This window comes from Sphingobium sp. Cam5-1 (assembly GCF_015693305.1).
In the GTDB taxonomy this organism is placed as follows: domain Bacteria; phylum Pseudomonadota; class Alphaproteobacteria; order Sphingomonadales; family Sphingomonadaceae; genus Sphingobium.
This window is the reverse complement of record NZ_CP065139.1, coordinates 334,374-347,308: the sequence shown is the minus strand read 5'-3', so window position 1 is coordinate 347,308 and position 12,935 is coordinate 334,374. Positions and strand designations below refer to the sequence as shown.

Genomic DNA, 12,935 nt, shown 5'->3' with positions numbered 1-12,935 from the left:
AAAGGAAGGGCCTGGATGGAAATTTCAGTAGTCACCGGGGCAGGCTCAGGCATCGGCGCTGGCGTCGCCATGAAGCTCGCCGCACGCGGGAGCTTCATCGCTTTGGCCGACCGAAATGACGATGGTGTCAGGGCGACGCTTGAGCAGATCGAACGCGCTGGCGGACAGGGCATAGCGGCGACTGTTGATGTGACCGATGAAAATCAACTTGCCGGTTTCATTCAAAGTGTCGCGAAGGATTTCGGACGGCCCTCGACCGCGGTCGCCTGTGCGGGCATCGCTGCCACGGGCACGGTTGTAGATACGTCCGCCGAGCTGTTTCGGAAGATGATCGATGTCAATCTTACAGGCGTGTTCCTCTTCGCGAAAGCAATCATCCCGTTCCTGGAAAATGGGGGCGGGACTTTCACCGCCATCGCGTCGGACGCTGGCCTGAATGGCTTCCAGGGCTACGCCGCCTATTGCGCGTCGAAGCACGCCGTCGCGGGACTTATAAAGAGCATGGCGCTGGACCATGGCCCGAAGGGCGTTCGCTGCAACGCCATTTGCCCCGGATATGTTGAAACGCCGATGCTCGATCAGTTGCTGGCGGAAATCGGTTGGGCGTTCGATGATGCGGCAAAGGCGGTTCCGTTGGCGCGTTTCGCGAAGGTGAATGACGTCGCCAATCTTGTGGATTTCGTATCGTCAGAGCTTGGCGGATACATCAATGGGACTCTTATACCGATCGACGGCGGAGGCTCTGCGGGACCCTTTTCGCCAGCGTGAGGGCTGGGGCGACTACCAGATATGGCCTGCTGCCGGATTGGTGGACAACGAGATAAGGTGTTTTTACCTATCGGAGACCAGCCAATCGGCTGGATCGACAGAGTAGTTGAGTAGCACACCGCATTTATCATCGCGCGCCCATATGATGGTTGCCAGGAGTTCGAGCCGGTCTGTGATGATCGAGACCTGCGATCCAAGCGGTGGAGCGTACTGAACCGACAGCATCGCGCCGTAGCTTGATATGTTCTTGATTGTCGCCGACACGCCGACACCATCATGGAACAGTGTGGCGGGGATGTTCGCCTCGTGCCGCAGTTCAACGCGTTCTTCGCATTGCCTCAGTGCGATCCTCATGTTTTTTCTCCGGTTTCCCCCCGGTTTAAGGCGACACTGATCGGCAAGAATGAACACGCGCTTTCCAATCATGGTTAGCGCGCACGTCGGAGCGCCCATATCACCACATCGGCCGGATGATTTCAGGCGAAGAGTTGAAGGTGCGAAAAGGGCTGGCGGGCTTACGGGGGCGGGGCATGAACCTGCTTACCACCGCTATCATAACGAGCGGTGCATTTGGTCTGGCAGTGCCCTTCGAACGAAGAAGGGGGATAGCCTCAACAGCTATCCCCCTTTCCCTTACCTCCCGTAATTCACCGACAACGTCACGCCATAGTAGCGAGGACGCGTGTAGATGCTTTCCAGGAAGCCCAGGCTCGAAACATCCAGCGCATAGGTGCGATATTTCTCCGCCGTCACATTCTTCGCAAACGCGGTCAGCGTGAAAGGATCGAACTTGTAGCTCAGGCTCGCATCCAGCGTCTGATACGCCTTTTCGCGCTCCACCGGGGCGCATACGACGCTGAAGCAGAAGCCACTGGTGAACGTGCCGTCCAGGCGGGCGGTCAGGTCTCCGCTGCCCACCGGCAGAGTGTAGCTGATGCTGGCATTGCCGGACAAGCGAGGCGCCTGGGGCAGGCGGCTATCGGTGGTCGTGCCATCGGGCAGGCCGATACCCTTGACCTTGCTCTTGAGATAGGAAAGGCCGCCCGAAATGTTGAGGCCCTCCACCGGCACCGCTGTTATCTCCAGTTCGCCGCCATAGACCCAGGCGTCATGGTTGCTGATCGTCTGAACGAGGTCGATCAGCGAAAATGCCTGGTAGTTTTGATAGTCATAATAGAAGGCGGTACCGTTGATCAGCAGGCGATTGTCCAGAAGTTTGGACTTGAAACCGGTTTCATAGGACCACAGCACTTCCGGCCCATGCGGCAGGCGCGACACTACTACAGGTGCGGAAACCGGGGCCGAAAAATTCCCTGATTTCGTACCGCGCGTGACGCCTGCGAAGAGCATGATGTCATCCGTTGGCGAGTAGTCCAGCTGGATCTTGCCCGAATAGAGATTGTAGCGCTTGCGTGCGTCATTCGGATAAAGCGACGGGTTGAACAAGACGACCTGATTGTCCGTAACGCCGCCGCTGACAGAGGTGAAATCAAGACGGTAATCATCCGTCTTTTTGTCACGGGTGTAGCGCGCCCCGGCCGTCAATTTCAGCTTGTCGGTGAGTGCATACGTGCCTTGTGCGAATACGGACGGTGATTTGGTACGGATCGAATAGTCGGAATCTCCGGTCGAAAAATAATCGAGCGCGATCAGATTATATTCGGCATGAGATTGGTAATGCCCGTCAATGTCGATATAGTTGACGCCTGCTACCCAACGAAGGCTGCCGGTGTCACCTTCGGCACGGATTTCTTGCGAAAACTGGCGAAGATTGGTCCGTGGGGAGAAGATGCAGCCATTGAGCGGCGTGCCGTCGCAATCCTCCCGGTAGAATTTTCTCATCCGTTGATAATCGGTGATCGAAATGATCGTCACATCGCCAACGGACCAGTCGATCCGGCCGGTATAGGCCTGGATCGTTCGACTGAAGACGGACGGGATATTATTGTTGTTTTCATACAGGCCGTAGCTTGCCGGTTTCACATAGCCGTTCGGATCGACGCCGGGGCCAGTACCCCAGAAATCATCGGTGGGCGACTGTGTGACGCCGCGGCCATGATCGGCCGGAACGGCGGGCGTGTAGGTGTAGGTGCCGCCCGCGATTGAATTGTCATCGCGCGATCGCATGGCGCGCAGCAAGACTTTCAGGTTGGGCGTGGGTTTCCAGAGCAGCTGGACACGGCCGGCGAACTGATCCGTTTCGCCACTGTCGCCAATGGCCGGATTGTTGCTTTTGACGAAGCCATCCCTCTGGACCCGAGCAATGGCGAAACGGGCCGCAAGCGTATCCGAAACAGGGCCACCAGCGCCGATCTCCGTCGCGTAGCCGCCGTCGCTGAACCATGTGGCCGAAGCGTTGAGCGAAAAATCGTTGGTGGGCTTGCGCGAGATATACTGGATGGCGCCACCGGTTGCGTTGCGGCCGAAAAGCGTCCCTTGAGGGCCGCGAAGGACTTCCACGCGTTCAATATCGAACAGGGGAAAGCCCGCAGTCGCCATAGAACTCAGATAGGAATCGTCCTGATATACCGCGACCGGCGGTTCCAACTGATCGGAATAGTCGTTCTGCGATACGCCGCGAAGATTATAGACGGTCGTGGAAGGACTATAGGCATTATATTTGAGAGCGGGGACAAGCTTTACGATGTCCGTGCTGTCCACGATCGCCCTGGCTTGCAGATCCGATCCCGACAAGGCGGTCACCGACACCGGCACCTTTTGAAGATTCTCCTCGCGGCGCTGCGCGGTGACCACGATTTCCTGAATACCTTGAGCGGGCGCAGGTGCCGCCGCCGGTTCCTCCGTCTGCTGTGCCAGCGCTGCGGCTGGGAAGACCATCACCATGGCGAGCGCTCCGAGGCTGGAACTGCCACGCCTGCACAAGCGGTTTTTCAACTTCGACATACCCTTCGCTCCCTTTGTTGATCGAGCAGATATCAACAAGCGCAGGTTCGACTCCTGCATCTCTTATTGTGAACGCATGTTCGTATCTAAAACTTAATCTGTCAATATGTCATATGATCGAATGAAACTCCGCGATAATGACCCATATATCGAGACGATATGCGATGATTCATGCGCTGAATTCAACGATTGACAATTCCTCTCGAATCCCATTAGCATGAATACATATTCGTATTAATGTGCGAAATTCATGTTGCCGCTGGGTGCGGCGGAGCTTGTATTGGAAATGGGTAGGGGATCGCATGGTGAGGACGCGCAGACGCCTTGATGCCGCAGCTGCGCGCGGGCCGAGCCTCCTGGCGATCCCTCGGGAATTGGGATTGATCGACGCGAGCGAAGCGTCTCAGAATTTTATCAAGGCAGACGGCCCATGGCGCTGTTGGGGATGGCCCGGCAAGATCGCCTGCAATTGACACGAGAGGACTGGAGCGATGTCATTGGATTTCTTTCCCACGATCGCAAATCGCGAATGGCGCGAAGGCAAAGTGGAAGCAGTTATCGAACCTGCGACCGGGGACCAGATCGCCGAAATGGTCGATGTCGGCGAAGCCGGGGTGAATGCGGCTGTAGGCGCGGCGAAGGATGCGCGTCGATCATGGGCGGCCACCACGCCGAAGGATCGCGCGGCGATGCTGTTGCGCCTGGCTGACGCGCTTGAAGCGAATGCCGATCAGTTCGCGGAACTGGAAGCGCGCGATGTGGGCAAGCCTTTGGCAGACGCGCGGGCGGAAATGTTCTCCGCAGCCGATAAGTATCGGTTCTTCGCGGGTGCAGGCAGGGCGCTGACAGCGCCTGTATGCGATGAATATAAGCCCGGCATCACCAGCCTGGTGCGGCGCGAACCGCTGGGCATCGTCGCGGCGATCGCGCCCTGGAATTATCCCATGGGGCTGACGAGCTGGAAGATTGGCCCGGCACTGATGGCGGGCAATACCGTGGTGCTCAAGCCTACGAACGAAACGCCGCTGACATCCCTTCTGCTCGGCCGCATCGCTGCGGAGATATTCCCCGCTGGCGTCCTGAATGTCGTGACGGGTGGTGGCGACAGTGTCGGCAAGGCGCTGGTGCGGCATCCTGACGTTGCCATGGTTTCGCTGACCGGCGGCACCAGCACCGGCAAGACCATCATGCGCGACGCCGCCGACATGGTGAAGAAGGTCCATCTGGAACTGGGCGGCAAGGCGCCCGTGCTCCTGTTCGACGATGCCGATCTCGACAAGTTCGTGGCGACGATGCGCGGCGCTGCGTTTCGCAACTCCGGTCAGGATTGTACGGCGGCAACCCGCGTCTATGTGTCGAAATCGCTGTTCGGCGAAGTAACCGAACGGCTCGTGCAGATGGCGGAAGGATTGACCGTCGGCAATGGCTTCCTCGATCCGGCGGTCCAGATGGGGCCAGTGGTGTCCCAGCGCCATCGCGACAGCATCGCGCGGCAGGTGGAAAGGGCGGTGGGCGAGGGCGCCCGGATCGTCACTGGCGGCGAGGGTAGCGGCGCTTTCTACACGCCCACGATCGTTACCGGCGCCGACCAGCGCTCGGCGATCGTTCAGGAGGAACTGTTCGGCCCCGTATTGGTCGTCAGCACCTTCGATGACGAAGATGACGCGATCGCAAAGGCCAATGACGTCGCCTACGGACTGGCGGCGTCGATCTGGACGCGGGACATCAATCGCGCCGTCAAATGCGCCGCGTTGATCGAAGCCGGGACGGTGTGGATCAACGATCATGGCCCGACTGCGGCGGAAATGCCCTTCGGCGGTTTCAAGCTGTCGGGCATCGGCCGCGACATGTCGATCCATGCGATCGAGGAGCATACGGCGCTCAAGCATGTCGCCATCAGCCATGGATATCAGCTGTGACCGTCGCCTCTGGCATGAAGCTTGGCTTCGCGCCGGACATTGGTTCGGCGTTGCAGGAGCAGGTGAGCGCCATCCTGTCCCAGTGGACGTTGCCCGATCTTGCCGACGACTATCTGATCAGCCCGATGAGTGGCGGCGGCAGCAACGTTAACCTGAAGCTGGAAGGATCGCGCCACGCGCTTGCGCTGCGTGTCTGCGCGCCTGACCCGCAGCGCTGGGGCGTCGATCGCGCAGCGTCTATCCAGGCGCAAAAGGATGCCGCGCGTGCGGATCTCGCGCCGAATGTCCTGGCCTCGACATTGCCGGAGGGGCATTTCCTGTGCCCGTTCCTGACCGGCGGTGTCATGACGCCAACGCGCATGCGGGAAGAGGGGCTGCTGAGTGATGTCGTGGAGACGCTGCGCAGCCTTCATGCGCAGCAGACCTCCGCTCGTGTCTTTTCGCCTTTCGAGGATGCAGCGCATTTCGTGAAACTGGGCGATGCGGAAGGCGCTGTGCGGCCTGCCGAATTTGCGGACATGTATGATCGGGTGAGGAAAATCGCGCAGCTTTTCGCCGCCATCGATGCACCGCGGGCATTTTGCCACAGCGATCTCGTGCCGCAGAATTTCATCGTCGGCGACCGTATGCGCCTGATCGACTGGGATTATGCCGGGATGGGCTGGGTCGCGTTCGAAATGGCGAGCTTCGCCTGTCAGGCGGGCCTGTCGGACGAGGAAACGGAAACCTTCTTGCGCCTTTACGATCCGCAGGTCGATGATAGTCAGCGCGCCCGTGTTGCCCTGATGCGCGCGGTGGCGGGTGTGCGGGAAGCAGCCTGGGCGACCATGGCCGAACCGATCCTGTCGGCCCATACGACCCCGCTCGATGGCTGGACTTATCAGGGCTATGCCAGTTCCAACCTGGCCGAAGCGCGCAATGCCTGGGGACAGGGCAGCTTTGCCGAGATGCTGAAGGCCGCAGCCCATGTGCGGGAAGGGGCGCGTTTCTGATGCCGCCTTTCGCAACGCTTTGGCATGCGCTTCGCCACTGGGCGGACGAAACGCCGGGACGGATCGCCCTGCGTCAGGGTGAAAGATCGGTCGAATATCACGATCTCGCCGCCAAGGCGGAAGACTATGCGCGCTTCCTTCGCTCAACCGGCGTGCAGAGCGGGGACCGGGTGATCATCGTCGGCCTCAACGTCATCGAATGGGTCGTCGCTTATCTCGCCGTCATGCGCCTTGGCGCCATCGCCGTGCCCGCGAATAATCGCATCAGTGCGCTGCAGATGGCCGACCTGGTGAACCTGCTCGAAGCGCGCGTGGCGATTGCGGACAAGCGCCACGCATCGCTTCTTGCCCAGAGGTCGATATTGACGCTCCCATTGGAAATGGCCACGGCCATGTCGGCGCAGGAAGATCTGCCCGATTTCGTGACGGGGGAAGCGCCCGCGCTGATCAGCTTTAGTTCTGGGACTACCGGCGAACCAAAGGGCGCGCTGCTCAGCACCCAAGCCTTGTGCATGGCGTCGGAGGTCTTTCGCCAATTCTTCCGCGCGACCAGCGACGACAGCACGGTCGTGATCGCCCCCATGTTCCACAACACGGGTTTCATCGACCAGTTCGGCCAGATGCTGCTGGCGGGCGGGGAGACGATGCTGGTGGAGGAATTTCACCGCAAGGAAGCGCTTGCCGCCTTCAAGGCCGCGCCCGCGACCTTCGTTACCGCCGTGCCCAGCGTGCTGCGCATGCTGATGATATTGGACGATGCGGATGCGGTGTTCGGACCGGCTCGCACCGTCCTGTTCGGCGGATCGCCGATGCCTGCCGCCTGGTCGAGGGAGATGCTGGAACGCTGGCCGCATCTTGAGCTTGTCCATGGCTATGGACTGACGGAATTTGGTTGCGCGTGCAGCTTCCTGCCACCCGCGATGATCACCGACTTTGGCGAATCCGTCGGCTTTGCCGCCCCCTTCGCGGAATTGCGGGTAGTGGGCGAAGACGGCCGGGATGTGGCGCAAGGGGAATCCGGCGAAGTCTGGGTCGCGGGACCCACTCGCATGACGGAATATTGGCGGCGCCCCGAGGCTAATGCTGAAAAATTATCGGGCAAATGGTTGCGGACGGGCGACCTTGGCCGGTTCGATGAAGCTGGCCGCCTGTTCCTGGAAGGACGGCGCGATGATGTCATCAATCGTGGCGGCGAGAAGATATTGCCGTCCCATCTGGAGTGCCTGCTCGCGGAACTGCCGGAGATCGGCTATTGCGTGGTGATCGGCATTCCCGATCCGATCTTGCAGGAAGTGCCCGTCGCTGCGCTTGAAATCAGGCCGGGCCGGACGTTCGACGAAGCTAGTGCGCGTGCTTTCCTAGCCGCGCGGCTGCCCGCCTATGCGATGCCGGTCCACTTCATCCTTTTTGACCCCTTCCCGCGCATTGCGTCCGGGAAAGTGGACCGCCGGAACGTGCGCGATGCCGTCATCGCGATGCTGAACGATCAAGGCCCAAATTCGGGAGAGACTGATGAAACGTGAATTCGATGTCGTGGTGATCGGGGCTGGCGGCCGCCAGGCGCAAGCCATGCTTGCCGCAGCCGCGCGGGGCACCGATGTCACGCGCTGGCTTGCGCTCGATCGCGCCTGGCGGCCTGAAACGCTGGCTGCAACGCAGGCGCTTGGCATGCAGACGAGAGAACAGGACCCACTGGCCGACGCGGGTACGCTGGACGCGCTGATGCGTTCAACGGCGATCGTCGCGAACCTCGCAGGCCCCTATTACCGCACTGGTTTTACTGTCCTGGACGCGGCGATCGGGGCCGGGACTGACTATCTCGATATCTGCGATGACGCCGACATCACCGTTCCGATCCTGTCGCGAGACGAAGCCGCCAAGGCGGCGGGCGTTACGGCGATCATTGGGCTGGGTTCGACGCCCGGCGTGTCGAACATCCTCATCCGGCTGGCAGTCGATCATCTGAAGGGCGCGGACGATGTCGAAATTGCCTGGGTGGTCGATGCCAAGGACATGACCGAGGCGGCGACCAAGCATTTCTGGCATTGCTTCAACCTTGTCGATTTCGACGGGACGGTTCATCCCGTGCCGCTTCCCGGCGAAATGGATTCGCGCGTCGTTGATTTCCCCGGAACGGTCGGGCGGCAGACAGTTGTGAAGCTGGCCCATCCCGAGCCGCTTACCGTTCCTCGATTCCTGCCGGTCAAGCGGGCGGTCAACTATGGAGCCATCGCCCCGATCGACGCGCATGCGGTGGCAGCGGCCCTTGCCGCCGTCGCGGACGAGCAGCAGCCCGGCAGCACGGGCGAGCGTACCGACATGCTGGTCAAGGCGTTTCAGCAATTCCTGGCCCGATTCGAGGGTGGCGAACGGATCGGAAGCGGGCTTCAGATTGACGTCCATACCAACGGCAACGGGCTTCGCTACGCTTCGGGCGCGGACACCAGCATGGAAGAGGCGACAGGCGTTCCTGCCGCCGCAGGAGTGATCATGCTGGCGGAAGGCGATACGCCGCGTGGCGGCGTATTTGCGCCCGAAGCGCTGTCCCCTGCGAAATTCTTCGCCGCGCTTCGGCGTGTCAGCCTGGGCGGCGGCGGGCTCGGCGTCTATCGTCTCGAAAACGGCCGCCAGGGTGAAAGGCTGCGCATCCGCGACCTGATGGCTGATACATCGGAGGCTGCATGAGCGAGGATCTGGCAGGCAGGGTCGCACTGGTTACAGGCGCGGGCCGGGGACTTGGCGAAGGCATCGCCATCACCTTGGCCAAGCGCGGAGCTACGGTCGCGCTGAGCGGGCGTAATCCGGCCGACCTTCAGGCTACCGCGAAAAAGATCGAGGGCCTGGGCGGCAGCGCCAGCGTGCAGCCGGGCGACGTGTCATCGACCAGTGACGTCGACACTGTCGTTGCCGGCACAGTGCAAAGTCATGGGCGGTTAAACATCTTGGTCAACAATGCGGGAATTGCCGACGAAGCGGCGTTCCTCGACATTGAAGAGGCTGGGTGGCGCCGGGTGATCGACGTCAACCTGAACGGCGTTTTCTTCATGACGCAACGAGTAGCACGGCACATGCGCGGCCAGGGCGGCGGCGCCATCGTCAACATCGGGTCGATCGAGGCGCATGCGGCAGATGGCCCCTTCGCCAGCTATGTCGCCGCGAAGTTCGGTTTGCGCGGCATGACCATGAGCGCGGCGATCGAGCTGGCCCAATATGGCATTCGCGTCAATTCGGTCAGTCCGGGCTGGGTGCATACCAAGATGGTGGAAGAAGCGCTTCGACCGGCGATGCTGCAACATATGCTGCATGATTTCAGACGCGTACCCATGAAGCGCATGGTCACCGTCGATGAAGTGGCTGGCGCGGTCGCCTTCCTTGCCAGCGACGCCGCATCGGGCATCACCGGCACCGATCTGGTGGTCGATGGCGGCACACTCGCCGACATTCATGTCCATCGTTCCCTTCCCAATGATGAGGATGACCAGTGACTCGACCCCGGATTGCCATCATCGGCGCTGGCACCGCCGGTTGCGGCGCCGCCCTTCGTGCCGCGGAACTTGGCGCGGACGTGATCGTGCTGGAACGGGACGCGCCCGCTAGCGGGTCGTCCGGCCGGTCCGCTGGCGTCTATAATTATCAGACGCTCAACCCGCTCGACATCGAGATCCGCATCCGCGCGAAGGAGTTGTTCCTTCGGCTGGAACGGGAACGCGACCTGCCGCTTGCCAAGATCGGCAATGTCCGCGTCGCTTATACGAGTGAGCAGATGGACCGGCTGGCGCAGGCGGTGAAGGTGCAGCGGGAACTGGGCGGCCTGGATTCTCGCCTGATTGATCGGGAGGGGCTGAAGCAACTGGTGCCCGACATGCGTGTGGATGACCTGGCGGGCGGGCTTTTCGGGCCGACCGATGGGCATCTGGACGGATATCTTCTGTGCACGACGCTTCTGGAAGAGGCCAAGGAAAAAGGCGCGCGCGTCAGTGTGCAGACGGACCTTCTTTCTCATTCCAAGGTGGGCGGAGTGCATCGGCTGGAAACCAGCAAGGGCGTGGTCGAAGCCGATATCGTGATCAATGCCGCTGGCGCATGGGCCGGAAATGTCGGGAAACTGCTGGGCCATGCGGTGCCGATCAAGCCGCAGGTGCATGAAGTCTTTTTGGTCCGATTGCCGCGCGACCTTGGCTATACTGTTCCCATGGTCAATCTCTACATGCCGGGACAGGAGGGCGAGGGTCTTTATTTCAGACAGGATGGCCCGGATAGCCTGATCGCCGGGCTCCACACCTATGAAGCTATCGACGGGCTTGATGTCGATCCTGACAGTTTCAGCCCGCCGTCCGGCGATGATCATCTGATCACTGTCGCAACTCTTTTGACCGAGCGGATGGGGATGGATGATTTCGGATTTTCCAATGGCTGGTTCGGCCTTTATCCCATCAGCATGGACGATCGTTTCCAGGTCGGGCCGTATGAAGCCGATCCGTCCATGCTGGTGGTCGGCGGGCTGGGCGGCGTCGGCGTCACGTCCGGATCAATCCTTGGCATGTGCGCGGCCGAATGGGCGATCTTCGGCAAGCCTGTCACCGTGCCGGGGGTAGAAGCGCTCCGGCCCGACCGCCCCAGTTTGAGCAGCTTTCGATGAGCGAGGTTATCATGGACGTTCTGTTGACGAACGATGACGGTTATCAGGCGGGCGGCATGGCTGCCATCCGGGACGCGATGATCGATGCGGGGCTCAACGTCCTGTCGGTCGCGCCGGACGGGCCGCGTAGCGGCACGTCCCGCTCTGCATCCTTCCGCAAGCCGGTGGTGATGACGCGGGATGGCGGCGATGATCGCAACCCGATTTATCGCGCCGACGGCACCCCCGTCGACTGCGTGCGCGCCGCGATCCTGTCCGGCCTTGCCAAGGATGTCCGGCTGGTCGTTTCCGGCATCAACGAAGGCGCGAACCTGGGCGACGACGCCACCTATTCGTCCACCTTCGGCTCTGCGGCGGAAGGCGCGTTGCTGGGCTTGCCTGCGTTGTCGATTTCGCAGCAGGCGCGTGACGGGCGCTTCCGCTTGGTCGATCTCACCGATTATGATTATGGCTGGTGCAGTGAGGTCGGCGCTGAACTGGCGGCGTGGATGATAGCCAGCCCGCCGCCGCCCCGCAGCATCCTTAATGTCAATGCGCCCGGCATGTTGAAGGACCGCCGCCTCAAGATCACCGCGCTCGACCATCGCGTCTGGGACCCCGTCCATTATGAGGCGGTGGAAACGGACACCGGCCACGGTTGGTACACCTTCCTCACCAATGTCGATCGCGATCCCGTTTTCACGATGCGGCCGGGGTCAGACGCCAGCGCCGTCGCGGCCGGCCATGTTTCGGTCACGCCGGTCAGCTTCGATTTCGGCGATGTGCGCGCGGCCGGTCGCCTGCGCCGCTGGCTCAGGCAGTCGGTGGAAGTGATCAATCCGCGCTTGGGCGCCAGCGATGGTGAATGCAGGAGCGGCTGCTGTGGATGAACGGCCAGTCGCTCTGGTTACTGGGGCAGCAGGGGAACTGGGCCGGGCCATCAGTCAGCGGCTGGCGGATGCTGGCCATGCGCTTGCCCTGTTCGAGCGCGACGAAGCCACGGCTGCGGCCCTGCGCCAGGACATGCCGGGTGACTGCCTCGTCTTGGCGGCGGATCAAACCGACCGGGGTGCGATCGATCAGGCGATGGACAAGGTGCGTGCCCATTTCGGCCGCCTTGACGTTGTGGTCGCCAATGCCGGATACGCCAAGTTCACCGGCTTTCTGGAGATGGAACCAGCCATCTGGGACCGGCACGTCGCGATCAACCTGAGTGGCACTTTTCACATCTGCCAGGCAGCCGCGCGGCTGATCGCGGAGGGCCGCCGGGGCGGGTCGATCGCGGTCATCTCATCCTCGCTGGGGCTGAGGCATGCCGATCAGATCGGCGCTTATTGCGCGACCAAGTCGGCCCTGTTGATGCTGGTCCAAACCATGGCGGCGGAACTCGGCATCCACCGCATCCGGGCAAATGCCATCCTGCCGGGCGTCATCGAAACGGCCATGACGAAATGGATGGTGGAAAAGCCAGGTGTCCGCCGCGACCTTTTGCAGAAAACGCCGATCGGTCGCCTGGGCCTGACCGACGACATTGCGGAGGCTGTCGCATTCCTGTGTTCCGACAAGGCAGGCTTCATCACCGGCGCCAACCTGTCGGTCGATGGCGGACAGTCCATCTATGGGCAACCGGCATGGACGCGTCAGGATCGCTCGATACCCTTTGAGCCGGAATGGACGGCTGGCCTCGGCGACGAGGCGTGAAAGGAAGAATGTGACGAACATCCCGGAGCGTCG

Annotated in this window: 11 protein-coding genes; 9 read left to right on the top strand and 2 right to left on the bottom strand. The window is 61.4% G+C overall.

The window, feature by feature from the left end:
* The first annotated feature begins 15 nt into the window (after positions 1-15).
* Complete coding sequence (locus IZV00_RS15665; RefSeq protein WP_196227344.1) at positions 16-768, top strand: SDR family NAD(P)-dependent oxidoreductase; 753 nt, start codon at positions 16-18, stop codon at positions 766-768.
* A 63-nt stretch (positions 769-831) separates the two neighbouring features.
* On the opposite strand, the gene IZV00_RS15660 is transcribed toward IZV00_RS15665, so the two are convergent.
* Both IZV00_RS15660 and IZV00_RS15655 read right to left on the bottom strand, forming a co-directional pair.
* On the bottom strand, positions 832-1,122 hold the full coding sequence (locus IZV00_RS15660; RefSeq protein WP_196227343.1) for a PilZ domain-containing protein: 291 nt from the start codon (positions 1,120-1,122) through the stop codon (positions 832-834).
* 279 nt (positions 1,123-1,401) lie between these two features.
* Entirely contained in the window at positions 1,402-3,672 is a 2,271-nt protein-coding gene (locus IZV00_RS15655) for a TonB-dependent receptor (protein WP_196227342.1), read from the bottom strand.
* A 491-nt stretch (positions 3,673-4,163) separates the two neighbouring features.
* On the opposite strand from IZV00_RS15655, the gene IZV00_RS15650 reads away from it, so the two are divergent.
* The 8 genes from IZV00_RS15650 to IZV00_RS15615 are packed head-to-tail and all read left to right on the top strand — an operon-like array spanning position 4,164 to position 12,902.
* Positions 4,164-5,591: an aldehyde dehydrogenase family protein gene (locus IZV00_RS15650; protein ID WP_196227341.1), complete on the top strand. Its 1,428-nt coding sequence runs from the start codon at positions 4,164-4,166 to the stop codon at positions 5,589-5,591.
* Complete coding sequence (locus tag IZV00_RS15645; RefSeq protein ID WP_196227340.1) at positions 5,588-6,583, top strand: phosphotransferase; 996 nt, start codon at positions 5,588-5,590, stop codon at positions 6,581-6,583. Before IZV00_RS15650 ends, IZV00_RS15645 begins: the two co-directional genes overlap by 4 nt.
* Positions 6,583-8,106, top strand: a complete 1,524-nt coding sequence (locus tag IZV00_RS15640; RefSeq protein ID WP_196227339.1) for a class I adenylate-forming enzyme family protein — start codon at positions 6,583-6,585, stop codon at positions 8,104-8,106. The genes IZV00_RS15645 and IZV00_RS15640 overlap by 1 nt, the downstream gene beginning before the upstream one ends.
* Complete coding sequence (locus IZV00_RS15635; RefSeq protein WP_196227338.1) at positions 8,096-9,268, top strand: saccharopine dehydrogenase family protein; 1,173 nt, start codon at positions 8,096-8,098, stop codon at positions 9,266-9,268. Before IZV00_RS15640 ends, IZV00_RS15635 begins: the two co-directional genes overlap by 11 nt.
* A complete protein-coding gene (locus IZV00_RS15630) occupies positions 9,265-10,068 on the top strand; it encodes an SDR family NAD(P)-dependent oxidoreductase (protein ID WP_196227337.1) in 804 nt (267 codons plus the stop codon). Before IZV00_RS15635 ends, IZV00_RS15630 begins: the two co-directional genes overlap by 4 nt.
* Complete coding sequence (locus IZV00_RS15625) at positions 10,065-11,222, top strand: NAD(P)/FAD-dependent oxidoreductase (RefSeq protein WP_196227336.1); 1,158 nt, start codon at positions 10,065-10,067, stop codon at positions 11,220-11,222. The genes IZV00_RS15630 and IZV00_RS15625 overlap by 4 nt, the downstream gene beginning before the upstream one ends.
* A complete protein-coding gene (surE, locus tag IZV00_RS15620; protein ID WP_196227335.1) occupies positions 11,219-12,091 on the top strand; it encodes a 5'/3'-nucleotidase SurE in 873 nt (290 codons plus the stop codon). The genes IZV00_RS15625 and surE overlap by 4 nt, the downstream gene beginning before the upstream one ends.
* Complete coding sequence (locus IZV00_RS15615) at positions 12,084-12,902, top strand: SDR family NAD(P)-dependent oxidoreductase (protein ID WP_230463464.1); 819 nt, start codon at positions 12,084-12,086, stop codon at positions 12,900-12,902. Before surE ends, IZV00_RS15615 begins: the two co-directional genes overlap by 8 nt.
* The last annotated feature ends 33 nt before the right edge of the window (positions 12,903-12,935 follow it).